Here is a 23,748-nt window from a genome sequence, read left to right as displayed (position 1 = left end):
GCCATCACCAGCACTGCGGTCCTGCGCCCCGACGGCGTGCCGGAGGGCCCGCACGTCACCGCACCGTGGCAGTTTCGGGACGGCTCCGACACGCGCGGGGTTGTCATTACCGCGCGAGTCTGATCGCAAACGATCGGCTATCTGTAGTTCGTGGTCATATCATGCTGCTATGCCCGAAAACGAGAGTGCGGGGCGTGCAGGTGTGCTTTTTCATGGCACCCGGCAGGTGGTGCTGGTCGCCGGTGTCTGCTCGTTGATGCTCGGTGTGGTGATCGCGGGGTGGCCACACAAATCGGTGGCGATCGCGGAGCTGCTGTTCGGGCTATATCTAGTGCTCAGCGGCGCGCTACAGCTGATCATCGCGGTGGGCTCGCGGTTCGCGATGCCGCTGCGCGTGCTGGTATTCGTCAGCGGCGCGTTGTCGGTGTGCCTGGCGGTGTTGTGCTTCCGCAGCGGGAATTCCGTGTTGCTGCTTGCGTTGTGGATCGGCATCGCCTGGGCGATCCGCGGGGTCATCCAGGCCACCGTTGCGGTGTGGCACGACGGTCTGCCCGAAGGTGGCAAGCAGGAGCTGTTCGGCCTGTTCACCATGGTGATCGGGATTGTGGTGATCGTGGTGCCCTTCGATTCGCTGGACGTCCTGGCGCTGGCGGCGGGCGGTCTGCTGGTGGTGCTCGGCGCGTTGGAGATCCTCACTGGAGCCCGTGGCCGCGGCGATGTGGTGAGCCTGCCGGCGGCGGCTCGGGTTCCATTGGCGCCCAACTGAGCTGGCGAGTCGGCCGTGCAACAGGTTGACTGTTGCACATGGCATCTACACACCGGCGTCACAGTTCGGATGGGTCGGCGCAGGCCGGGGTGACTCGATCGGCCGCGGAGCTGATCGTCGTCACCGAACGCACGATATCGGCTATCGACCAGATCGCACTGGACACCAGCCGGTCCACCCAATCGCATGTGGCCGACCTACTGCCCGCGGGTGCCGAGATTGTCCGAATCTTCGGGCCTGCCAATCGACTCCACCGCAGACTGGTTGGCACGGCAGGGGAGCAGGATGGCGCGGACTATCTGAACTATTTTTCGGTGCACGGGGTCGCCGACCCGGAGGCTGTCGCCGCGCGACTGCGCGCGGACGACTCGGTGGCGGCCGCCTACGTCAAGCCGCCCGCCGAACCGCCCATCGCGCCGCCGATCGATGCGGGCGTCGATGTCGCGCCCTCGCTCGCCGACGCGCCGCCGGTAACTCCGAATTTCGAAGCGCGCCAGGGCTATCTGGATGCGGCGCCGCAGGGCGTCGACGCGCGCTTGGCCTGGACGCGACCGGGCGGGCGCGGCACCGGGATTCGCATCGTGGATGTCGAGGGCGCCTGGCGGTTCACCCACGAGGATCTGCTCGACAACCAGGGCGGCGTGATCGGCGGCAGCCCATCCAGCGACCTGGGCTGGCGTGACCATGGCACCGCGGTGGCCGGCGAGATCAGCGGTGACGTGAATGCCTTCGGCATCACCGGAATCGCACCCGAGGCCAGCATCCGGGCGGTGTCGATCTTCGGCGGAGCGGGCTCCGCGGCCGCGATTCGCACGGCCGCGGACGCGCTGAGCGCCGGTGACATCATCCTGCTCGAACTGCACCGGCCGGGCCCCCGATTCAACTACGCGGGACGGCCCGACCAGCGCGGCTATATCGCGATCGAATGGTGGCCGGACGACAATGCCGCGATCCGCTACGCCATCGGCCGCGGCGTTATCGTGGTGGAGGCGGCCGGAAACGGCGCCGAGAACCTGGACGATGCGCTCTACGACACCCGTCCGGCCGACTTCCCGATCTCCTGGCGCAACCCGTTCCGTGGCGGCTCCGCCGACTCCGGCGCCATTGTCGTCGGCGCGGGCGCCCCGCCGCCGGGCTTCCACGGCCGCGACCATGGACCGGCGCGGTCGCGACTCGCCTTCTCCAACTACGGTTCTCGCATCGACGTGCAAGGCTGGGGGCGCGAGGTGACCACCACCGGGTACGGCGACCTGCAGGGCGGCTCGGACGAGGACTTCTGGTACACCGACGTCTTCAGCGGCACCTCGAGCGCGTCGCCGATCGTTGTCGGAGCTGTCGCCTCCTACCAGGGCATATCCGCTGCGGGCGCGGGCCGCAAGACACCCGCGCAGATCCGAGCGCGACTGCGCGCGACCGGATCGCCGCAGACGGACGCGCCGCAGCGGCCCGCGACCCAGCGCATCGGCACCCTGCCCGACCTGCGCGCACTGATCGAAACGACGCCCGACGCGTAGTTCCACTCATGTTGCGGCCGTGGCTCGGCGGTTAATCTCAGCCAATGGTGCCGAACCTGATCTTCGGGATCCCGACGCACGGGTTTTTCGTTGCTCTGGGTGTGGCCGTCGCGACGGCGGTGTTCGTCCTGGAATGTCGGCGCCGCGGCGCATTGGGCGAGGAGTCGCTTGTCGCGGTCACCGGGGCGCTGGTCGGCGGTGCGATCGGAATGCGGCTGTCGAGCATTGCCGAAACGCTCGACCCGTATGAGAGCTGGATGTTCGGGGCGCGCAGCGTTCTAGGCGGGCTGCTCGGCGCGTATGTGGGTGTGCTGATTGCCAAACGGATCATCGGGTATCGGGAACGCACCGGTGATCTGTTCGCGCCTGCCGTCGCGCTGGGGATGGCGGTGGGTCGCGTCGGCTGCCATCTCACCGAGGCGCCGGGGCGGCCGACCGGCCTGCCGTGGGGGGTGCACGCGCCCACCACTTTGCCGTCGTGCCCGGGATGTGTGAGCGGGGTAGCGATGCATCCGAGCTTCCTCTACGAGATTGCCTTCCAACTCGCGGCATTCGGGTTGCTGTGGTGGTTGCGGACCAGGATCAGCGCACCTGGAGAGCTGTTCACCCTCTACGTGAGTGCGTATGCGGTGTTCCGATTCCTGGTCGAGTTCACTCGCGCGAACGAGACGGTGTGGCTGGATCTGACCCGGCCGCAATGGTTCCTGCTGCCCGGATTGGTGCTGGTCGTGGTCCGCCTGCGGATCGGGCACCGCCGCGGGCACTACGACGTTGTCCTACGACGAAAGGTCGCGGCATGAACATGCCTCCACCACCGCCCGGCTGGCAGCCCAACCAGCCGCCGCGCCCCGGCGACAACGCTGCGCTGTTGGCGGGTATGGCCGCGACCGGTGCGGCCCTTTTCATCGCCGTCAATGCGGTCGTCGGTTTCTTCGTGCTGATCAGCGCCGCCGACAGCACTACGAACAATGCTGTCATCGCCACCGCGGCCGTGGGCAGCGCGCTGGTGGCATTCGGCGGGGGCACCCTGCTGATCCTGACCAGGAACACGATCGCCAAGGGCATGGGCATCGGGCTGATGATCGGCTGGGCGCTGGTCACCGTCTGCACTGTCGGGTTCTGCACCGGTGTCAACCCCGGTCTCTACGGATCGGCAGCGCTGTGACCGGTATGCCGCTGCGCGGTGATCGAATCCTGCGCTATGTCAACGCTTTCTGCCCGCGCTGCCACGACGAGACACCGGACACGCCGTTGTCGGGGGTGCCGCGGCTGTCGGGCTGGCTGGCTGATCGCGGCGGACAGGTCTATCTGGAACGCGGCTGTCACCGACACGGCATGGTGCGCACCCTGTACGACGAGGACCCGGAAATCCTGGCGTACCTCGAGCAGTGGACCGCTCCCACCAAAGCGCACCTGCCCGATGCGGTCGGCAATTTCGATCCGGTGCCCTCGGCGTATCTGCGCGGCCTGCCCGAAATGCAGACCCAGCACACCTGCATCCTGCTCGAAGACATCACTGAAAGCTGTAATCTGCGTTGCCCCACCTGTTTCGCCGACTCGTCGCCAGATCTGCGCGGCGTGGTCGCGGTCTCCGACGTGCTCGCCAATGTGGATCAGCGGCTGGCGCGCGAGAACGGCAAGCTCGATGTGCTGATGCTCAGCGGGGGCGAACCGACTCTGCATCCGGCCCTCGCGCAGTTGCTGGCCGAGCTGACGGCGCGACCGATTACCCGAATCCTGATCAACACCAATGGGATCCGGATCGCCAAGGACGATGAGCTGCTTGCGCTGCTCACCGAGTATCGAGAGCGGGTCGAGGTCTATCTGCAGTTCGACGGCGTCACCGCGGCCGCCTCACGGCATCATCGCGGCGGCGATCTACGGCGGCGCAAAAACGAAGCACTGCAACGGTTATCGGCGAACCAAGTCTTCACGACGCTGGTGATGACCACCGCGCTCGGCATCAACGACGGTGAAATCGGCGACGTGGTGCGTGTCGCGCTCGACACCCCGTTCGTCGGTGGCGTCTCGATCCAACCCCAATTCGGTTCGGGCCGTTCGAATGCCATCGATCCGATGAACCGGCTCACCCACACAGGGGTGCTGCGCCGCCTCGGGCCGCAGACCGACGGCCTTGTCACCTGGCGCGACCTGACGGCGTTGCCGTGCTCGCATCCACACTGCTGTTCGGTCGGGTATTTGCTGCGCGACGACGCCGGGCAATGGCGGTCGCTGGTGTCGCTGATCGGGCACGAACGGTTGAAGGATCAGTTGGGGCTCGTGTCGAATCGGATCGCGGATTCCGCGCTGCCAGCGGAATTGCGGCTTGCGGTCAAGGAATCGCTGATGGGTCTGCTGTCGGAGCAGTCGTCGCTGTCGCATCCCGAGATAGGGCGGGTGTGGCAGAACATCTGCGAGAACTGCGATCTCGGCATGTCTACCCTGCTGACCCTCGCTTCGTCGGCGCTGCCAGGTCGCCGCAAGCGGTTGCGCACCCTGCTGGGGGAGCGCGTCGTGCGGATTACCGTCAAACCGTTCATGGATATGTCGACGATGATCGAAGAACGCCTCACCCAATGCTGTGTGCATGTGGGGACGCGATCAGAGGCCGATCAGTGCGCCCCGTTCTGCGCCGTACAGGCCTGGCCCGCATTGGCTCGGCAGCGACTGTCGGCGGCCGCACCGGTCGATCGGGCGCTGCTGCCGGTGACGGTGCGATGACAGCGCGTGAGGGTCGCGGCGTGTACTACGAGGAAGCGACGCGGCAGCCGCCGCACGATCCGCTGAACCTCTGCATCGTCGCCACCGTCGCAGTGCTGACCTGGCTGATCGGACCGTGGGCGGTCACCGGGTTCGCCGTCCTCGGGTTCGTCGGATACTGGCGGGCGTGGCGAAAAGGGTTGCGGCGGAGCAAATGCTGGCTGCGCGACACCCGGCTTGTGCTGATGTACCTCGCGGTGCTCGCAGCGGTGGGAATTGTCGCGGCACTGCAAACATAAGGGCAACATCGGGTGGCGAGTTTCCTAGGCGGCGTTGAACTTTGCGTGCCCCAGGGGCTGGCCGGATGCGGCCCTGTTGTCGATGCGCTTCGGCGTTCGGGCAGGCGATCGATATGGTGCGAATGCCCTGACCTGGGGTGAGTTGCTCTGTCTGGGTCCGTCGGAGGGGTACCGGAGCACGAAATATCGAGTCGGATCTCGCCACGCGTGGTGAATGTCTCGGTGTCGACGCCTCGGAAATCCCGGTAGCGTTCGGCGCGGCGCGAGCAGGCCAGGTGACTTTCTCGCGACTCCAGACCGATGCGAGGCCGAGGAGATTGTGGTGGGTGTCGTTAAAGTTCGCGAAGAGCAGGCGATCCGCCGGTTGACCGATCATCTGGTCGAAACCTACACCGACACTTACCCTGTCGAGCGCGTCGAGGCCGCGGTGGGAACCGCTCGTCGCCGCTTCGAGGGGCATCCTGTTCGGGAGTTCGTTCCCATTCTGGTCGAACGCGTTGCCCGACGCGAACTGGAGACGGAAGCGGCAGCGGCTGAGGCCGGAGATCTGGTGGCTTCGTCCAGCGATATTGAATCAGCGTCAGCGACACCGCAATCCGTGACAGATCAACGCCTGAATATGGATCTTCGGCAGTCGATCGGCTCGGTCTTCACGAAGAACCGCATCGTGCCGCTGTCGGTCGCGGCCGCCATTGTGGTCGCCGCGATCGTGGTGGCTGTCGGTGTGCGCCAACCCGATTCACCCGCCACCACGACGCCCGCCGCGCAATCAGTGACCACGCTGCGCGGTGTGGTCGGGTCGGAGAAGGTCGCGTTCTTCTCCGACACCGAGGTCGTCGAGGCGCTGGCCCGCAACGGCGTGCGGATCGAGGTCGATCCGGCAGGCTCGCGGCAGATCGCCACTTCGGTCGACCTGAGCAAATACGATTTCGCGTTCCCGTCGAGCGGGCCTGCCGCCGAACGAATCCAGCGCGCCCGCAACATCAACGCGAAATACACGCCGTTCTCCTCGCCCATGGCGATCGCGACCTTCCAGCCGATCGCGGACCTACTGACCGCGGCGGGTGTCGTGCGTCCCGGCCCGGTCGCCACCTTCGACATGGCCCGCTATCTCGAGCTCGCTCGCACCGACACACAGTGGGATTACCTGCCGGGCAACACGGCCTATCAGGTGCGCAAGAACATCGTGGTGTCCACGACCGACCCGCGCAGTTCGAACTCCGCCGCGATGTACCTCGCCATCGCCAGCTACGTCGCCAACGACAACACGGTCGTGCAGGGCCCTGCCGCCGAGCAGGCCGTCCTGCCCGCAGTATCGAAGCTGTTCGTCCGCCAGGGCTACACCGAGAACTCCAGTGAGGGCCCATTCCAGGAGTACCTCGCTGCTGGCATGGGCCCGACTCCGCTGGTGCTGATCTACGAGGCCCAGTTCGTGGAGGCCGCCGCGCGTGGACAGATCAAGCCGGGGATGGTGCTGACCTACCCGTCGCCGACCGTGCTGTCCAAGCACACGTTGGTGCCGCTCAACGCCGAAGGTGACCGGATCGGGCGACTGCTGTCCACCGACCCGCAGCTGCAACGCCTCGCCGCCGAGCACGGCTTCCGCACCGGGGACACCGCCACGTTCGCCAAGGTCACCGCCGATAACCACGTCCCGGTACCCGCCGATCTGATCGACGTGATCGACACACCCACCTACGACACACTCGAGCACCTGCTCGACGGCGTCGCGCAGACCTACAACTGAGCGTCGATCGCTCCTTCCTCGGCCGTACTCGACGACGTCGGGCCGCTGCGCACTGCTGAATCCCGGCTGGTGAGTAGCCGACCCGCCCCGATTCGAGTAGCTCGACACTCGTTGCAGCGCGGTCGGTCCCCGGCATGCTGAGCCAAGGGCTGGAGGGAAAGGAGCCTCCTCATGAACGGGATCAGCACCCGCACGCTGAGGTTCGGGGACAAGTGCGACACCGCAGCCGCGGCCGGCACGAATGGCATGGTGGTGTTCGGCACCGGTATTGATTGCTATTTTTCGCATCGTCCAATGTTTTCGTCGCCGTACGACATTCAGGTACTGCTCGATATCGAGCTGGATGAGCGCGGCCGCAGGGCGCTCGGCGCCGACCGGCGCATCGGGTTCGGCGGCATCCACTGCTTCGATCCGGAGGAATTCGCCGTCGCGGAGCTGGACCCACGCCGGGAGCGACCACGGACGGCGTTCCGCGGCACCCTGATTCGCGGCCACCGCGAGCGAGGTTGGGTGCCGATCGCGAAGAATGTGCTCGCGACGGTTCGGGCGGTCGTTTCCTTCGCCCAGCTGGATCCACACCGGCACCGCGGCGGCGAGCTGCTCACCCACCTGTGTTTTGGGCGGGCCGGGCGGCTGTACCTGGCGCACCGGATCGGCCGGCGGCCGAGTTTCGACCAGATCGTGGTGGCGCGGCTGATCCCGGGCACCGTGACCGACATGCTCGGTGCGCCGCTGCCGATCGACGTGCGGGATTTGGAGTTCGAGCGTGCCCAGCCGATCATCCTCGGGCGGCGCGAGTTCACCGGGCAGCGGCTGCGGACCGGGGAGATCGCTGTGGCGGCGTTCCATGCGACGGCGTCGGCCGGTGAAACGGACGGGTTCCTCGCCGAGATCGCGGTCGAACGGCAGGTCTACCTGGAGGTCGCCGACCTGGCCTGACGGCTTGTCACTACGCCGTAGGTCGCGGCGATCGGCGCCATCAGCCAGGGTGGGAATCCGTCTTCGAGTGGTTGCTGCGCGCCGTGACCTACCTGTCGATTCCGTCGTGGCGGCGCAGCCCGGCACCACAACAAAATGGCCTGAACAGGTAGCTGCGCCGTTTCCACAGTGAATCAGGTAGCAGCACACTCGTGGTTGCCCGAGATTTCCTTGCGACGCTGGCTGTGGTCGATTCCGCCCCGGAATCCGTCCGATCACAGAAAGGGGTGTCATTATGAGCGATACACATACCCACGACGCCGCACCCGACGCGATGGCCACCCTGGGCACTCACGGGATGCTGGTCTTCGGGACCGGTGACGATGTGTACTTCTCGCACCTGCCGATGTTCATGGCGCCGCACAACGCGCAGGTTCTGCTCGACGTCGAGCTCGATGAGCGCGGTGCGGCGGCGTTGCACGCCGACCGGCAAGCCGGGGTCGCCGGAATCCACACTTTCGACCCCATGGAATTCCCCTTGGCCGAACTGGATCCGCGCACCGGCCCCGTGCGCACGACCATCCGGGGCACCCTGGTACGCGGTCACTTCGAGCGCGGCGGCACCCCGATCGCCGACGAAGTTCTCGCCACCATTCGTATGGTCCTGTACTTCGCCGATCTCGATCCGAACGAACAACATGGTGGCGAGCCACTGACCTACCTGTGTTTCGGCAGACCCGGCCGCCTCTACCTGGCCCACGCCATCAACGGCCGCCCGAGCTTCGATCACATCGTCGCCGCCCGCCTGGTTCCCGGCAGCGCCACGAACATGGCGGGCAAGCCACTGCCTGATGACCTCAGCCAGCGCGGATTCGAACACGCGCAACCGGTCGAACTCGGGCAGCGCGAGTTCACCGGCGCTCGGCTCGCGGTCGGGGAAACCGTGCATGGCTCATTCTTCGCGACCGCGTCGCTCGGTGGGGCGCACGGTTTCGCTGTCGCTGTCGAGGTCACCGAGGAGATCTACCTGGAAGTCGACGAACTCACCTGACGGCTGGTGTCAGCCGCCCCATCCGTGCCAGAGCGAGCCAGCACCGCTGGCGATCAACCCCTTTCATCGCGTTCGGCCGAAGATCGGTCGTGGCAAGCTGATCCATTGGTAGCCAGTCGAATTCGAGATGCTCCTCTCGGCCGGCCGGTATGCCGTCGAGCTCGGCATCGAAGACGAGATTTACCTCGTGCCGAGTGGTCTCGTTGTCATCGATATAGCCGTGTTCCACGACGCCGACGAGGCGGAGGATCCGGCCCGTTGTCCCGAGCTCTTCGACCAGCTCACGGGCCAGCGCCGACTCGACCGGCTCGCCGGGCTCGACGTGGCCGCCAGGCAAGAAGACCCACCGCTTACCGCGCTCGCGAGCCACCAGTAGCCGGTTGCCCTCGCGGACGACGGCCCGGGCAATGATTTCGGTGATTGCGGCGCGCATCTGAGAATTATCGTCATCGCGTGCCGGTATTTCAGCGATGGTGGACGTTCACTGATTCGGGTGTCACAGTCGGTTCGGCGTGTGACGATGGGGGTGTGCGCTGTCGAAGAGTGCACGGGTTCTGAGTAGGTCGAAGGTCGAGTTGTGCAATCGCCGATCACTTCGAAAGGACCGTCTCATGACTGCAGCAAGCACCACCGAGTTCCGATTCGAGCTGCCCCGGGGATACGTCGACCTCGAGGGTGTTGTGCACCGGACCGGGATGATGCGCCGAGCGACCCCACAGGATGAGCTCGCGCCAGTCGACAAGCAGCGGATGCGTGACAATCCCGGCTATTTTGCCGTGGTTCTGATCGCCCCGGTTATAACCAAGCTGGGAACCCTGGACAGCGTCGGTGCTGGGGTGATCGAGTGTCTCTACGCAGAGGACCTGGCCTATCTCGAGGACATGTACAAGCGCATCAACGGCCCCATCTCCATGAGGGATTGATTGAACGCTGCGTCGTTCAGTGCACCGAGTGTTCGTCGATCAGTGTTTGGTACAGCGTGAATGCGGGCTTGGGGCGGTAGTCATCGGTAGCGATGCCCAGTTGGTTGGTGGGTTCGGGGGCTGCGGAGTTGGCGTCGCGTAGGCCGACCAGTTCGTAGTGGGTGACGTTGTGGCCGGGCGCGACGTCGATGATTGTTTCGATCATCTGCTCGAGGCCGTCGGCTTGCCGGCGGGGCGATCGGTCCGGTCCGGTCGGGGTGCCGTTTTCGGCGATGTGTAGGGCGACGGAATCCAGATGTGCTGTGGGGAGGCTGGTTTCGCGTAGGTGGCGGATGGCGTGTTCGGTGAGTTCGATGATGTTGCCCGGTGCGCCCGCGGGGGCCGCGGGGGAGAAGGCGTCGGGGTAGAGGGCGAGGCCGACGTAGTCGATCAAGTCGGCGAATTCCGCGGTCGGGATCTTGGCCAGGTGTTGCCAGAAGTCCGCGTCACCGCCGAGCCATTCCGGTGGTTCGGCTACCGAGAATCCGAGGTCGACCTGGTTGTGTCCGAGTCGGTCCAGTTCGCGGCGAGCGTGTGCGATGCCCTCGGTGAGTGCGTCGAGGACGCCGGGTGAGCTGCCGTCGATCCAGGGGATGGCGAAATTGGGTTCCAGGGTGATTTGCAGGAAGCGGGTGATCGGGCCGTAGCGGTGGATGGCGCGGTCGATGAACGCCAGCCAGCCGGCGATGTCCGCTGTGGTCGGCAGATAGCTGAGGACCAGGTCGAGTTGGCGGCGTTGGGTTACGTACCACTCGTCGGGCATGGTGAGAGTGCGCAGCTCCCGTTCCGGATCGACTACTGCGACGCGTTCGGGCTCGGGTTCGGCGCCCAGGTAGTGCAGGTATTCGCGGACGACGAACGGTTTGCCGGACTGCAGCGCGGTGATGAGCTTGTCGATCGCCGTCGGCTCGTCGGGGGCTCCGATGCTGGTGCCTACCTGGCTTGCTGCGTAGATGCCGAAGGTCAAACCTTTGTTGGCGCGCATACCGCAACCCTAAGCCGAGACCGGCCCGGTGCTGTAGCACCGGTCCGGTCCGGTATCAGCTCGTGGCGCTGCGGGCACCGAGCAGCAGGTCCAGCATGAGCTGCGTGAACGCCGCTGGTTCGTCGGTGAATCCACTGTGGCCGCCGGGGAACACCGTCAGCGGCAGACCCAGGTTCGCCGCGAGGGCAGCGGCCGGAAGATGCGACAGCTTTCCGCGGGTCAGATCGCCCGCACCCAGGACCAGGCGATCGGAAACGGCCGCCAACGCCGCCTCATCGGGCAGATAGGAGGTGATCGGTCGCAATTCGTGCGCCATCATCAATGGCACGTTGGCCAAGATCCTGCGAATCAACCCGGCTGTGCGGGGCGGCAGGTCGTCAGGGTTGGGGAAGCCCTTCATGGTGGCACCGACGCCTTCGACGAACCGGGCGCCCGCCGCCGCGGGACCCTCCGTGCGGAAAAGCTGGTAGACCTCCTCGACGAACGCTCGATGCTCCGCCGCGTCGGGCAGGATTCCGAACAACGGTGGTTCGTGGGCGATCACCAGTCGAATTCGCTCGGGGTGCCGGGCGAGCAGGTCGAGCGCGACGGCCGCACCGCCGCTGCCACCGAAGACATAGGCGTCTTCGCCTGCGGGAGTGAGGTGTTCGAGGATGCGGTAGGCGTCGTCGCTCAGCACCTCGGCGGTCAGATCGCCGCGTTCCGGATTGTCGAGAGTGCTGTGTGAATAGCCGCGCGGGTCGATAGCTACGACGGTGAAGTGCTCGGCGAGTGGCTCGGCGATCTGGTCGAAGATGACCGCATCGCCGCCGCTGCCCGCCAGCATCAGCAGCACCGGGCCGCTGCCGCGGACCTCGTAGAAGATGGTCGCGCCGGGCACCTTTATGGTGTCGCTTCGCATTATTTCTGGTCCTCCTTGTCGGTCGACGGCCACTGTTCGAGTGCGATGTGCAGTGCGTCGATGATGCGTTCCCAGGAGGCCGCGGTTGGGCGGGAATGTCCGAAGCCGCCGGTCGCCTCCAAGTTCGTGTAGCCGTGAAAGGTGCTGCGCAGCAAGCGAACCGCGTCGGTGAGATCAGGTTCCTCGAGGCCGTAGGCGCGCAGCATCCCGTAGGTCAGGTCGATGCCGCGGCGCCAGCCGGGCCAGGCCGCGGCCACGACGGGATCCAGTGGCATCTGGGTCGCCGCATAGCGACCCGGGTGTGTCAGCGCGTACTGGCGCCAGCCGTTGGCGTAGGCGGCGAGCGCGTCGCGTCCCGCCAGACCCGCGACCGCCGCGGAGATCAGGTCGGTCTTCTCCTCGGCAGCAAGCATGGATACCCGGCAGCGCAGGTCTTTGATGTTCTTGATGTGCGAGTACAGGCTCGCGTCCTTGACATCGAACTTTCGTGCCAGTGCGGACACGGTGATGTTGTCGAAGCCGACTTCGTCGGCCAGCTCGGCCGCTGCGAGGACGATCTTGTCGGCCGTGAGACCGGCGCGTGGGGACATATTCACCTCCTTCCTAGGACTCCTAGGTTAAAACCTAATAGCTCTAGGTGCAAGTGGCATTGTCCTGGGGATATTCGCGCGACCGATGAGTTTTCGGGGCGGCCGCAGTCAACATATGGACACGCTGGACTACTCCTCGAGGAGAACCGATGACCCAGACTTCGACCGCCTCCGCTACCGCCGCCGAACTCGATGTACCCGGCGCCCGCCTGTATTACGAGCTGCGTGGCACGGGACCATTGGTCGTGCTGGTGGCTGCTCCCATGGATGCGGCGGCCTTCGCGCCGCTGGCGGACTTGATCGCCACCGATCACACCGTCCTCACCACCGACCCGCGCGGCCACCAGAGCAGCGTGCTCGACGACCCGGAGCAGGACTCGACCCCGGAATTACGGGCCGACGACCTCGCCCGCCTGATCGCCCACGTCGCCGCGGGCCCGGCGGTGGTGTTCGGCTCCAGTGGCGGTGCCGTCACGGCGCTGGCCCTTGCGCAAGCCCACCCCGATCTGGTCACGACGATCGTTGCGCACGAACCGCCGTTGCTCGCGCTGCTCGACGACCGTGCGGAGCAGCATGCGAAAACCGAAGACATCATCGCCACCTACCAGGCCGGCGACACCTTGGGTGCCTGGCGGAAGTTTATGGCGCAGGCCAACATTCAGATGCCGGAGCCGATGCTCGAGCAGATCTTCGGAGGGGAACGCGAGCCGCGGCAGCAGGCGAGCGAGAGTTACTGGTTCGCGCACGAACTCCGCGCGACCACCTCGTGGGAACCCGATTCGGCAGCATTGCGCGCGACGGCCGCACGCATCGTGATCGGTATCGGCGCCGATTCCGCCGGACAGTTGTGCGATCGCACGTCGCAGGCGCTGGGGGAGATCCTCGGTGTCGAACCAGTGCTGTTCCCAGGCGACCATACCGGTTTCGCGGAGGACCCGGCCGCCTTCGCCCCCCGTTTGCGCGAGGTGCTGCGGGCGTAGCGTACGGGCGGACAGCGTCGACGGGTCAGCGCCAGAGGCGAGTGCTGACCTGTGTCGACTATGGCTGTCCGCGACCGGGCTCTGCTGCCATGAGTCGAAAACAGCGGCCCGCCGCTCAGGGCCCTCGACGCCAGTAGCGCGACTCGGGATTAGCATCGAATATGGTGCGTCGGTCTTCATCGGATGACGCTGGCCGCACGCCGGCGGCGGCTGCTCGGTGTGGCACTGGACCCACCGAAAGGCGTCGCGCGCGTCGGCGTGCTGAACCTGCATCGCGACACCCCTGGTCGGATAGACGCCGACCATCCGTCAGGAGGATGCGATGGAGAGACGGGAAGGCCCGCTTGTCCGGGCATTGGTGGAACTGGCCGACACTCTCGTTGCGGACTACGACGTCATCGAACTGGCGCAGCGGCTGGTCGACGACTGTGTGCACCTGTTGACGGTCGACGCGGCAGGCATTCTGCTCGCCGCACCCGGAGTCGGATTGCAGGTACTTGCCTCGACCACCGAGCAGGCCAGACTGCTGGAACTGTTTCAGGTGCGGGCCGAGGAGGGTCCATGCGTGCTCGCTTACAACACCGGCCGGGTGGTGGTCGTCGAAGACCTCACGGCAGAAATGGCGCGCTGGACCGCGTTTGCCGAGCGTGCGCTCGATGCGGGCTTTCATGCGGTGTGCGCGGTCCCGATGCAACTGCGAGACGAACGGGTCGGCGTGCTGAATTTTTTCTGCACGGCCGCGGGCGCATTACCCGCGCGGGACGTGATGGTGGCACAGGCATTGGCCGATATGGCCACGATCGGGATTCTGCATCAGCGTGTGCTGACCCGCACCGAAGCGGTCAATCGGCAACTGCAGGTGGCGCTGAATACCCGGATAGTCATCGAACAGGCCAAGGGTGTGCTCGCCGAACGCGGCGGATTCGATATGGACGAGGCATTCCACCGCCTGCGAGAACATGCCCGCGGCAACAACATACGCCTGTCCGATCTCGCCAGGGCGATCGTCGAGGGCACCGTGGACACCAAGATCTGGGGAGGTCCGACATCCGTCGCCCGGGCCTCCGGGTCGACGTCGCAGAAATCCACGAACGTCAATCGAACCACGGGCATCCGGGACCCACAAGGTGGGTGCTGATGGCACGGACAGTGCCGATGGGCTGGGATTCATTGCCGTGCAGCCGAATTCGTGCACCAGGGCGGCTGCCGCCAACGCGTCGACCGGTTTGGCCCTTGCGGGTGAATTCGGCTTGCACGGATTCAGTGGGGTGCTCGCGGACGACACCCCACTCGGCAGAGATCTACTCCGCCGTATCCAGGTATACCGGGAGCTTTGCGTGGCCGTTGGAGATGAAGCTGCCTATAGGCGCCAGCTCCGCCGGGTCCACCGCCAAACTCAGGTTCGGGAAACGGTTGAACAGTGCGGGGAGCGCGATCGCTGCCTCCATCCGGGCGAGGGGGGCGCCGATGCAATGGTGGGCGCCGTGGCCGAAGGCGACATGTTGGTCCTTGGTCACGCGGCGTACATCGAACTCGTCGGCTGTTGCGCCGTGTACCTTCGGGTCGCGGCTGGCGCCCGCGTACGAGGCCAGGATCGCGTCGCCCTTGGGGATGCGGATGCCGTCGATGTCGATGTCGTCGACGGCATAGCGCAATGGCAGATGCGCGACGGGCGCCTCGTAGCGCAGCGTTTCCTCCACCAGATCCGACCAGGGCACCCGGCCCTCGACCACGTCGGCGCGCTGCTGCGGGTGGGTCAATAGCGCGAAGATCGCCTGGTCGAGCAGGTTGACAGTGGTCTCATGGCCGGCGTTGATGACCAGCATCAGCGTATCGACAAGTTCTTTCTCGGTCAGTTGCGAGCCGTCGTCCTCGTCGCGGTTGGCGATCAACACGCTGGTGATGTCGTCGCCGGGCCTTTCGCGCCGGTAGGCCACGAGTTCACTGATGAGCCGGTACATCTCGAGGTAGTTGGCCTGCGCCTGCTCCGGGGTGAACGACGTGTCGAAGAACCCGTCGACGCACTTGTGGATGGCGGAGCCGAGGTGGTCCGGCACACCCATCAGTTCGCTGATGATCCGGATCGGCACCGGATAGGCGAATCGCGCTCGCAGATCGACAGATTCACCGCGCGGCGTCGCCGACACTTCCTCCACCAAGTTTTGGGTGATCGCCTCGATGCGCGGACGCAGCGCGGTGGTGCGACGATTGGTGAACGCGGGTGCGACCAACTTCCGCAGGCGTCGATGATCGGCGCCGTACGCGGTGAACATGTTGTCCACCGCCACCCACGGCAGCAGTGGCCAGGCCTCGGTGATCTCGCCGTTCAGGTACGCCGCCCAGTGCTGCCGAGCGTCCTTCGACACCCGGGGGTCGGCCAGCAGGCTCTTGAGCACGACGGCGTCGGTCACCGACCACGCGGGCACGCCACCGGGCAACTCCACCAGCGCGACAGGTCCACGCGCACGGATTCGCGCGGACTCGCCTTGGATATCGGCACCGCTCGTGTCGAGGACGATCGGTTCATGCTCCATCAGACGCTCCTTACACCAGGTTCAACGGAGGGGACTTGGGGAAGACGACCGGCAACGCGGCCATCGCCCGGTGGAAAGGACCTGGCCGCCAGACCAACTCGTCTTGCGGCACGCCTAGTCGCATTTCGGGGAGAGCGTCGAGCAGTTGATCGATGGCGTCCTGCACGACCAGGTACGCCACGGACTTGGCCGGGCAGGCGTGCGGTCCGGCGCTCCACGCCAGATGCGACCGATTACCGGCGCGGTCGCCGCCGCGGATCTCGGGGTCGTTATTGCAGCCCGCGAGACTGATGAGGACCGGCTGATGTGCGGGCAGCCAGGTGTTTTCGATCAGGATCGGCTGCCGTGGGTAGCTCATGCAGAAGTTCGCCATCGGCGGGTCGTTGAACAGCACCTCATCGAGCGCGTCGCGGGTCGATAGGCTGCCGCCGAGGACTTCGCCGCCGAACCGGTCATCGGTGAGCATCAGCAGCAGGGTGTTGGTGATCAGATTCTGCTGCGGCTCGATACCCGCACCGTAGAAGCTGATCAGCTGGGAGAGCATCTCCGTGTCATCGAGCTCGGCAGGGTGATGCGCAAGGCGTGAGGTGACGTCGTCGCCGGGCTCCGCGCGGCGCAGGTGAATCAGCTCCATCAGCGCCTCGCTGAGCGTTTGCATGCCCCACGCTGCGTTGACCGTATCGAAGAGCGCGGCCATTCCGGTCGCGACCCGCTGTCCGAGCTCCGTCGAGCAGCCGACCATCTGGTTGAGCAGCTCGAAGACCAGCGGAAGCGCGTACTGGGACACCAGATCGGCCGAACCGGTCTCGCAGAAGGTGTTGATCAGCGGGACAGCGATCTTCTCGACGGTGGAATGCAGCGCATGCAGGTCGATCCCGTCGATACTCGCGGTGTATGCCTGCCGATAGCGAGCGTGCGCCGCCCCACTGTTGCGCAGTGCGTTCGGATACCACTCCATCATCGGTTTAATGGGGGAGTCGTCGGGAACGTGCTGCTGCCAGGTCCGCGGATCGGCCGGAAAGTGGTCCGGGTCGTTGAGGATCCGCAGTGCGGTGTTGTAACCGATCACCAAGGTGGCGGGCACATCCGGCGCCAGCTCCATCGGCACCATCGAGCCGTACTTACTGCGCATGTCGCGGTAGGCGTGGTGCGGATCGGCGGCGAACTCGGGGGTATTCAGTGAGACGCGAGGGCGGCCGTCGGAATCGATCGGTGAGCCGTGTGCGACGGGGCAGGTTCCGGTCGTGGTTGCGTTGGGCGCGGCCGACAATGGCGAATGTGGCGTGGTCAAAGCGTGGACTCCAGACGATGGAACGAACTCGACGAATGATCAGTGAACGCGGGCAGGCGTCTCGATCACGATGCGCCGAGCGAGGTCAGAGGTGCGCCGGGGTTCCGATGGCGCGCTGCGCTCTTCGTTCATCGACTTACAGCCTCCCGCCACATCGCTTCGTTCAGCCTTCCTCGCAGTACCGACCATCGTGACCCCGGCAATGAGGTCAGTGTCGAGGACCGGGGTACTGGTGAGGCCACTCGCAGTCTCACCATCGCCACCCTCACAGTCCCTGCAGGACAGATGATTTCGACAATCACCGACCGAACAAGCAAGCCCTTCCAGCCGCCCGAAACCCGACGACTGGCCCAGATTAGCAGCATTGCAGGCAAGTATCTCTCGATGCGGTAACAGTGCGTGCCATCGATGCGGGATGTGTACGGGCTCGCGAATATGCTGAGCTGCTATCGATCACACGGGGAATTTGCCGTGGCCTGCGGGCGGGCTGTGTCGACGATCAGTGGTGATGGCAGGCTTGGGGCGTGGTGATGAACGAATGAGTCGTGGCGTGTTGGTGACGGGATCGTCGCGGGGGATCGGACGGGCGATCGCGCGAGCGTTTGCCGAAAACGGGGACCGGGTGGCAGTGCACTACTCGTCCGGCAAGGACGACGCCGAAGAGACCTTGCGCGGGTTGCCCGGAGCGGGGCATGTGTTGGTCCGCGGCGATATCGGGTCACCGGACGGGGCCGAGTCGATCGTCGCCGAGGCTGTCGAGGGGCTGGGTACCGTGCACGTTCTGGTCAACAATGCGGCGGTGAACATCCCGCATCCGTTGGCGGAGACCACCTATGCGGACTGGCAGCAGGCATGGCGTCAGACCATGGATGTCAACCTGTTCGGCACGGCCAATGTCTCCTACTGCACCGCCAGGCACATGATCGACCGGGGTGTCGCGGGCCGCATCGTCAACCTCGGCTCCCGCGGCGCTTTCCGCGGCGAGCCCGACTACCCCGCCTACGGCGCGAGCAAGGCGGGGGTGCACGCGCTCGGCCAGTCGCTGGCGGTCTACCTTGCTCCCTACGGCATCGCGGTGGCCTCGGTCGCACCCGGTTTCGTAGCGACCGAACGAGTCGTGCACCGCGTCACCGACGAGGTCCGAGCCCAAAGCCCCTTCGGCCGAGTCGCCGAACCCGAGGAAATCGCCTCGGCAGTGCGGTATCTCGCTTCCCCGGAAGCGACCTGGACCTCGGGCGCCGTGTTGAACGTCAACGGCGCCTCGTACTTGCACTGACGTCCAAGGAACTGCCGCCGATACGAAAGTACCGCCGCACGATGACGTGCGGCGGTACTGGTCGGTGCGGAACTAGCGGACGAAGGTGGCCGCGCGTTCGGCGATATCCAGCAGGGGCTGAGGAAGGATGCCGAGCAGGATGGTGGCTCCGGCGGTGAAGGTGACGACCGTGGTGGTCAGGAATGGGGTGACGACCACGGGGGCATCCGTCGGTGGGTCGGTGAAGAACATCAGGACGATGACTCGGATGTAGAAGAAGGCGGCGATGGCACTGGAGATGACGCCGATGATGACCAGGGGGGTGGCGCCGCCGGACGCCGCGGCTTGGAAGACGACGAACTTGCTGACAAAGCCGCTGGTCAGGGGGAGGCCGGCGAAGGAGAGCAGGAAGAGGGCGAACACCGTTGCCAGGGCGGGTGATCGGCGCCCGAGACCTGCCCATTGGGACATGGCCGTCGCTTCGTCTCCGGAACTTTCGCGAACCAGGCTGACGACCGCGAAGGCGCCGACGGTGCCGATGCCGTAGGCCAGCAGGTAGAAGAGGACGGCCGAGACGCCCGCGTCGTTGGAGGCGACCAGGCCGATGAGGATGAAGCCGGCGTGGGCGACCGAGGAGTACGCGAGCATTCGCTTCACATCGGTCTGGGTGATCGCCATGACCGCGCCGATGAGCATGGTGGCGATGGCGATGGCGGCGAGTATCGGCCCCCATTCGTCGCGCAGACCGGGGACGGCGACCTGGAGCAGGCGCAGCAGGGCGCCGACCGAGGCGATCTTCGTTGCGGCGGCCATGAATCCGGTGATCGGCGTCGGTGCACCCTGGTACACGTCGGGCACCCAGGACTGGAAGGGCACCGCGCCGATCTTGAACAGCAGTCCGACCGCGAGCAGACCGACACCGAGCACGGCGAGAGTGGTGTTCTCCGGGTGCTGCGCTATCGATTCGGCGATCCCGCCGAATCGGACGGTGCCCGCCTGGCCGTAGAGCAGCGCGACACCGTAGAGGAAGAACGCCGACGAAAACGCGCCGAGCAGAAAGTACTTGAGCGACGCTTCCTGGGAGAGCAGCCGCCTGCGGCGGGCCAGCCCGCACAGCAGATACAGCGGCAGCGACAGCACCTCGAGCGCGACGAACATGGTGAGCAGATCGTTGGACGCCGGGAAGAGCAGCAGTCCACCGATCGCCAGTATGGTCAGCGGGAACACCTCGGTGGTCGCGACACCCGCTCGGATGGCCGCCATTTCGCCCGCACTGCCCGGCACCGCGGAGGCTTGCGGAGTGAACGCGTCCACCCCGCGCCCGACGGTCGCCGCCGCCAGACTCCACGTGCCGGGGCCGGAACGTCCTTCCGGCCGCGGCTCCGCGCCACGCTCGGCGATGAACAGCAGCGCCAGGATCGAGACGACAAGGATCGTGCCCTGCAGGAACAGCGTGACACCGTCGACCGACACCGCACCGACCATCACGGTGGCGTTGGTGCCCGAGAGTCGAACGACGGCAACCAGTGCCGCTACCAAACCGGCGAGTCCGAGCACCACCTGCGTCGCGTACCGATACGGCCGTGGCAGGAACGCTTCGACCAAAACCCCGACCACCGCGACACCGAAAACGATGAGCATCGGCGAGAGCTTGCTGTACTCGATGCTCGGTGCGGGGACCGTCGCGGCGAGCACAGTTCCGTATTCGTAGGAAGTCACTTATGCCGTCCTTCCGCGCCCGCTTCGGGCTGCGACGGTGTCGATGGCGCGGGATCGTGGTGGCCGATGGTGGTCAGCGTCTGCCCGACCGCGGGATTGATGAAGTCCAGCACCGGTTTCGGGTAGACGCCGAGGAACAGCAGCGCGGCGATCAGCGGTACCACCACGGCGAGTTCGCGAGGGACCAGATCGTGGAGCCGTTCGTTGCCTTCCTTCACCGGGCCGGTCATCATCCGCTGATAGAGCCACAGCACATACAGCGCAGCGAGCACCAGCGCACCGGTCGCGATGACGGCCGCGACCTGGTAGCGGCTGAACGTACCGGCCAGGACCAGGAATTCGCTGACGAACGGCGCGAGACCGGGCAGCGACAGGGTGGCGAGACCGGCGATGAAGAAGGTGCCAGCAAGCACCGGCGCGACCTTCTGCACCCCGCCGTACTCGGCGATTACGCGGGTTCCCCTGCGCGAGACCAGGAATCCGGCGATCAGGAACAGTGCGGCGGTCGAAATGCCGTGGTTGACCATATACAACGTCGCCCCGGTCTGCGCCTGGCTCGTCATAGCGAAGATGCCGAGGATGATGAATCCGAAGTGCGAGATCGAGGTGTAGGCGATCAGCCGCATCACGTCGGTCTGGCCGACGGCAAGCAGCGCACCGTAGATGATGCCGACCACCGCGAGGGTGATCACCAGCGGCGCGTAAGTGCCCGAGGCATCCGGAAACAGCATCAGGCAGTAGCGCAGCATGCCGAAGGTGCCGACCTTGTCGACCACCGCCATCATCAGCACTGCACTGGACGGAGTCGCCGCGACCGCCGCATCGGGCAGCCAGGTGTGCAGCGGCCACAGCGGGGCCTTCACCGCGAACGCGAACATGAACCCGAGGAACAGCGCGTTGAGCACGGCTGGACCGGCGCCGAGCTGTCCGGCATTGGCGGCGGCGACCACGGCGCGGAAGTCGAAGGTGCCCGCCGAACCCTCGCCGAGCCCTTCCCGCGCGGTGAGCACATACAACCCGATCACCGCGACCAGCATGATCAGCCCGCCGAACAGGTTGTAGAGCAGGAACTTCACCGCCGCCCGCGACCGCTGCTGGCGCAGCTGCACATCCGCACTGCGTGGTCCGAAGCCGCCGATGAGGAAGTACATCGGGATGAGCATGGCCTCGAAGAACACGTAGAACAGCAGGATGTCCAGCGAGACAAAGGAAACCAGCACCATCGCCTCGACCATGAGGCTGAGCGCGACGTAGGTGTGCACTACACGGCGGCCACCGCTTGCGACTGCTTGCGGGTCGCTCGAAACGGCACCGCTTGCGACTTCGCGTTCGTCATTCCAGCCCGCCAGGATCAGCAGTGGCACCAGCGCCGTGGTGAGCAGCACCAGCACCAGTGCGATCCCGTCCACGCCCACCGTGTATCCGGCGCCGAAGGCCGGTATCCACTCGTGATCCTCTACGAACTGATATTGCGCCCCACCGGGATCGAAGCGCACCGCCACCATGACGGCGACCACGAGCACCGCGATCGAGATGGCGAACGCCGAACAGCGGGCCAGCGTGCGTTGTGCAGCAGGCAGCACGAGCACAGCCACAGAGCCGACCGCGGGCAACACCCACAGAATGGTCAACCAGGGAAAATCGGTCACCAGATCCTCACCGCCAGCAGGGCTGCGGCCACCAGGGCCGCGCCGGTGAACATGGACAGGGCATAAGAACGCACGAATCCGGACTGGACTCGCCGGATGCGGCCGGACAGACCGCCGATCAGCGCGGCGGTGCCGTTGACGATCCCGTCGATGCCGCGGTTGTCGAGGAAGACGAGTACCCGCGTCAGGTACGCGCCGGGACGCATGAACGCGCCTTCGTTGAGCGCGTCACCGTAGAGGTCCTTGCGCGCCGCGACGGTCAGTGCGGTCACCGTTTCCGGCGCGGTCTCGGGGATCTCACGCTGTGCGTACTGGCGGTAGGCGACACCGACACCGACGGCGACCACGATGAGCGCGAGCGCGGTGACGACCGCGGCGGGAACCGCCTCCTCGCCGTGATGCGCTCCGACGACGGGTTCCAGCCAGTTCTGCAGCGACGACCCGAGTACGAACAGCCCGCCCGCGGCGACCGATCCCACGGCCAGCAGGATCATGGGCCCGGTCATCACCACGGGAGACTCGTGCGGATGGGTGTCGGGCTTCCAGCGGCGTTTGCCGAAGAAGGTCAGGAGCATCACCCGCGTCATGTAGAACGCGGTCAGCCCGGCCCCGAGCAGCGTCACCGTGCCGAGCGCCAAACCGTTGATACCGCCCTGGTTGAACGCCGCCTCGATGATGCGGTCCTTCGAGAAGAACCCGGCGAACGGTGGCACCCCGATGATGGCGAGATAGCCGAGGCCGAAGGTGACGTAGGTGATCGGCAGCAGCGTGCGCAATCCGCCGTAGCGCCGCATATCCGTCTCATCGTCCATCGCGTGCATGACCGAACCCGCACCGAGGAACAATCCGGCCTTGAAGAAGCCGTGGGTGAGCAGATGCATGATGGCGACGGCATAGCCTGCCGGGCCTAGTCCGGCGGCCAGCACCATGTAGCCGATCTGGCTCATCGTCGAGGCGGCGAGCGCCTTCTTGATGTCGTCCTTCGCGCAACCCACGATCGCACCGAACAGCAACGTCACCGCGCCGACCAGCACCACGGCGAGCCTGGCGTTGGGCGCCAGGTCGAAGATCGGGCCGGACCGAGCGATCAGGTACACGCCCGCGGTGACCATGGTCGCTGCGTGGATGAGCGCCGACACCGGGGTCGGGCCCTCCATCGCGTCACCGAGCCAGGACTGCAGCGGCACCTGTGCGGACTTGCCGCACGCGGCGAGCAGCAGCAGCAACCCGATCGCCGTGAGCTTTCCCTCGCTCGCGGCGGGCGCGGCGCCGAACACATCGGCGAAGTTGATCGAGCCGAAGGTCGTGAACATGGTGAACATGGCGATCGCCAGCCCCATGTCGCCGACCCGGTTGACCACGAACGCCTTCTTGGCCGCCGTTGCGGCGGAGGGCTTTTCGTGCCAGAACCCGATCAGCAGATAGGACGCCAAGCCGACGCCCTCCCAGCCCACGTAGAGCACCAGATAGTTGTTCGCGAGCACCAGCAGCAGCATGGCCGCGAGGAACAGGTTGAGGTAGGCGAAGAACCGTCGTCGCGATGGATCGTGGCTCATATAGCCGATGGAATAGATGTGGATCAGCGATCCGACTCCGGTGATCAGCAGCGCGAAACAGATCGAGAGCTGGTCCAATTGGAGCCCGAAGTCGACCTCGAGCCCGGGCACCGGCACCCAGCTGAACAGGTCCTTGTGGATAGCCCGTTCGGCGTCGGCGCGGTCGAGCATGTCGAAGAACGCCACCCCGGCGACCGCGAACGACGCGAGTGCCGCGAGGGTGCCGAGCAGGTGACCCCACTTGTTGGTGTACTTCCCGCCGAGCAGCAGGATGACGGCGCCTGCCAGTGGCAGCGCGGGCAGCAGCAGCCAGAGATTTTCCCTGTCCATG

22 protein-coding genes are annotated in these 23,748 nt (G+C 65.9%); 13 read left to right on the top strand and 9 right to left on the bottom strand.

Going from position 1 to position 23,748, the window contains the following annotated elements; genetic code table 11:
- The first annotated feature begins 169 nt into the window (after positions 1–169).
- The 9 genes from ACFQZZ_RS04980 (at position 170) to ACFQZZ_RS04940 (ending at position 8,995) form a co-directional block, all read left to right on the top strand.
- On the top strand, positions 170–766 hold the full coding sequence (locus ACFQZZ_RS04980; protein WP_378674587.1) for an HdeD family acid-resistance protein: 597 nt from the start codon (positions 170–172) through the stop codon (positions 764–766).
- A 38-nt stretch (positions 767–804) separates the two neighbouring features.
- The gene (locus ACFQZZ_RS04975) at positions 805–2,280 is read left to right on the top strand and encodes a S8 family serine peptidase (protein WP_378674584.1); all 1,476 of its coding nucleotides are present in this window, start codon (positions 805–807) and stop codon (positions 2,278–2,280) included.
- A 44-nt stretch (positions 2,281–2,324) separates the two neighbouring features.
- A complete protein-coding gene (locus ACFQZZ_RS04970) occupies positions 2,325–3,080 on the top strand; it encodes a prolipoprotein diacylglyceryl transferase (RefSeq protein ID WP_378674581.1) in 756 nt (251 codons plus the stop codon).
- Positions 3,077–3,445, top strand: coding sequence for a hypothetical protein (locus ACFQZZ_RS04965; protein ID WP_378674578.1), 369 nt, complete (start codon positions 3,077–3,079; stop codon positions 3,443–3,445). The genes ACFQZZ_RS04970 and ACFQZZ_RS04965 overlap by 4 nt, the downstream gene beginning before the upstream one ends.
- A 5-nt stretch (positions 3,446–3,450) precedes the next feature.
- On the top strand, positions 3,451–5,001 hold the full coding sequence (locus ACFQZZ_RS04960) for a radical SAM protein (RefSeq protein ID WP_378676370.1): 1,551 nt from the start codon (positions 3,451–3,453) through the stop codon (positions 4,999–5,001).
- A complete protein-coding gene (locus ACFQZZ_RS04955; protein ID WP_378674575.1) occupies positions 4,998–5,279 on the top strand; it encodes a hypothetical protein in 282 nt (93 codons plus the stop codon). The genes ACFQZZ_RS04960 and ACFQZZ_RS04955 overlap by 4 nt, the downstream gene beginning before the upstream one ends.
- A 322-nt stretch (positions 5,280–5,601) precedes the next feature.
- A complete protein-coding gene (locus ACFQZZ_RS04950; RefSeq protein ID WP_378674572.1) occupies positions 5,602–7,026 on the top strand; it encodes a three-helix bundle dimerization domain-containing protein in 1,425 nt (474 codons plus the stop codon).
- A 171-nt stretch (positions 7,027–7,197) separates the two neighbouring features.
- Positions 7,198–7,965 carry a hypothetical protein gene (locus ACFQZZ_RS04945; protein WP_378674569.1) on the top strand — a complete coding sequence of 256 codons (768 nt, stop codon included), beginning with the start codon at positions 7,198–7,200 and terminating at the stop codon, positions 7,963–7,965.
- 274 nt (positions 7,966–8,239) lie between these two features.
- On the top strand, positions 8,240–8,995 hold the full coding sequence (locus ACFQZZ_RS04940; RefSeq protein WP_378674566.1) for a hypothetical protein: 756 nt from the start codon (positions 8,240–8,242) through the stop codon (positions 8,993–8,995).
- Here the strand turns inward: ACFQZZ_RS04940 and ACFQZZ_RS04935 are convergent.
- The gene (locus ACFQZZ_RS04935; RefSeq protein ID WP_378674564.1) at positions 8,988–9,428 is read right to left on the bottom strand and encodes an NUDIX domain-containing protein; all 441 of its coding nucleotides are present in this window, start codon (positions 9,426–9,428) and stop codon (positions 8,988–8,990) included. The genes ACFQZZ_RS04940 and ACFQZZ_RS04935 overlap by 8 nt on opposite strands.
- Positions 9,429–9,606: 178 nt before the next feature.
- Between ACFQZZ_RS04935 and ACFQZZ_RS04930 the strand changes: the two genes are divergently transcribed.
- Complete coding sequence (locus ACFQZZ_RS04930; protein ID WP_378674561.1) at positions 9,607–9,918, top strand: phage tail assembly protein; 312 nt, start codon at positions 9,607–9,609, stop codon at positions 9,916–9,918.
- 16 nt (positions 9,919–9,934) lie between these two features.
- Here the strand turns inward: ACFQZZ_RS04930 and ACFQZZ_RS04925 are convergent, their stop codons facing one another.
- Genes ACFQZZ_RS04925 through ACFQZZ_RS04915 form a run of 3 tightly spaced genes read right to left on the bottom strand, consistent with a single transcriptional unit; the run spans position 9,935 to position 12,433 of the window.
- Positions 9,935–10,942, bottom strand: a complete 1,008-nt coding sequence (locus ACFQZZ_RS04925; RefSeq protein WP_378674558.1) for a hypothetical protein — start codon at positions 10,940–10,942, stop codon at positions 9,935–9,937.
- Between the two features lie 55 nt (positions 10,943–10,997).
- Positions 10,998–11,843, bottom strand: coding sequence for an alpha/beta fold hydrolase (locus tag ACFQZZ_RS04920; RefSeq protein ID WP_378674555.1), 846 nt, complete (start codon positions 11,841–11,843; stop codon positions 10,998–11,000).
- Entirely contained in the window at positions 11,843–12,433 is a 591-nt protein-coding gene (locus ACFQZZ_RS04915) for a TetR/AcrR family transcriptional regulator (RefSeq protein ID WP_378674552.1), read from the bottom strand. The genes ACFQZZ_RS04920 and ACFQZZ_RS04915 overlap by 1 nt, the downstream gene beginning before the upstream one ends.
- A gap of 149 nt (positions 12,434–12,582) precedes the next feature.
- Here ACFQZZ_RS04915 and ACFQZZ_RS04910 point away from each other — a divergent pair, with 149 nt between their 5' ends.
- Together ACFQZZ_RS04910 and ACFQZZ_RS04905 are read left to right on the top strand one after the other, a co-directional pair.
- Complete coding sequence (locus ACFQZZ_RS04910; RefSeq protein WP_378674549.1) at positions 12,583–13,413, top strand: alpha/beta fold hydrolase; 831 nt, start codon at positions 12,583–12,585, stop codon at positions 13,411–13,413.
- A 322-nt stretch (positions 13,414–13,735) separates the two neighbouring features.
- Positions 13,736–14,551 carry an ANTAR domain-containing protein gene (locus tag ACFQZZ_RS04905; RefSeq protein WP_378674546.1) on the top strand — a complete coding sequence of 272 codons (816 nt, stop codon included), beginning with the start codon at positions 13,736–13,738 and terminating at the stop codon, positions 14,549–14,551.
- Between the two features lie 163 nt (positions 14,552–14,714).
- Here the strand turns inward: ACFQZZ_RS04905 and ACFQZZ_RS04900 are convergent, their stop codons facing one another.
- On the bottom strand, positions 14,715–15,947 hold the full coding sequence (locus ACFQZZ_RS04900; protein WP_378674543.1) for a cytochrome P450: 1,233 nt from the start codon (positions 15,945–15,947) through the stop codon (positions 14,715–14,717).
- A 10-nt stretch (positions 15,948–15,957) separates the two neighbouring features.
- Positions 15,958–17,238, bottom strand: a complete 1,281-nt coding sequence (locus ACFQZZ_RS04895; RefSeq protein ID WP_378674540.1) for a cytochrome P450 — start codon at positions 17,236–17,238, stop codon at positions 15,958–15,960.
- A gap of 538 nt (positions 17,239–17,776) precedes the next feature.
- Between ACFQZZ_RS04895 and ACFQZZ_RS04890 the strand changes: the two genes are divergently transcribed.
- Positions 17,777–18,514: an SDR family NAD(P)-dependent oxidoreductase gene (locus ACFQZZ_RS04890; RefSeq protein ID WP_378674537.1), complete on the top strand. Its 738-nt coding sequence runs from the start codon at positions 17,777–17,779 to the stop codon at positions 18,512–18,514.
- A gap of 72 nt (positions 18,515–18,586) precedes the next feature.
- Here ACFQZZ_RS04890 and nuoN read toward each other — a convergent pair whose 3' ends face one another.
- The 3 genes from nuoN to nuoL are packed head-to-tail and all read right to left on the bottom strand — an operon-like array spanning position 18,587 to position 23,747.
- A complete protein-coding gene (gene nuoN, locus ACFQZZ_RS04885) occupies positions 18,587–20,212 on the bottom strand; it encodes an NADH-quinone oxidoreductase subunit NuoN (protein WP_378674534.1) in 1,626 nt (541 codons plus the stop codon).
- Positions 20,209–21,861, bottom strand: a complete 1,653-nt coding sequence (locus tag ACFQZZ_RS04880) for an NADH-quinone oxidoreductase subunit M (protein ID WP_378674531.1) — start codon at positions 21,859–21,861, stop codon at positions 20,209–20,211. The genes nuoN and ACFQZZ_RS04880 overlap by 4 nt, the downstream gene beginning before the upstream one ends.
- A complete protein-coding gene (nuoL, locus tag ACFQZZ_RS04875) occupies positions 21,858–23,747 on the bottom strand; it encodes an NADH-quinone oxidoreductase subunit L (RefSeq protein ID WP_378674528.1) in 1,890 nt (629 codons plus the stop codon). The genes ACFQZZ_RS04880 and nuoL overlap by 4 nt, the downstream gene beginning before the upstream one ends.
- Between the last annotated feature and the right edge of the window lies 1 nt (position 23,748).

It is taken from the genome of Nocardia sp. GCM10030253, from assembly GCF_042675075.1.
In the GTDB taxonomy this organism is placed as follows: domain Bacteria; phylum Actinomycetota; class Actinomycetes; order Mycobacteriales; family Mycobacteriaceae; genus Nocardia.
This window is presented reverse-complemented; position numbering and strand designations above follow the sequence as displayed.